At 45.8% G+C, this 236-nt stretch carries 1 protein-coding gene; it reads left to right on the forward strand.

The window, feature by feature from the left end; translation table 11 throughout:
- Positions 1 to 236 (forward strand): alkaline phosphatase (locus tag AAEY75_RS17115; protein WP_352260384.1); only part of this gene is annotated, 236 nt, incomplete at both ends.

Genomic DNA, 236 nt, shown 5'->3' on the forward strand with positions numbered 1-236 from the left:
GTATTACCGAGCACCAAACTAAGAATGACCCCGCCCGCACCATACCAACGCTAAAAGAAATGTCAGAAAAAGCGATTAATTCGTTGTCCAAAAACGACGAAGGATTTTTCCTGATGATTGAAGCTGGGCAAATAGATTGGGCAGGGCACTACAACGACACTGGCACTATGCTGCACGAAATGCTGCGGTTGAACGAAACACTTAATTATGTATTGGATTGGGCAGAAGGCCGTGAC

Origin of the sequence: Psychrobacter sp. TB55-MNA-CIBAN-0194, from assembly GCF_040309505.1 — a bacterium.
GTDB lineage: Bacteria > Pseudomonadota > Gammaproteobacteria > Pseudomonadales > Moraxellaceae > Psychrobacter > Psychrobacter fozii.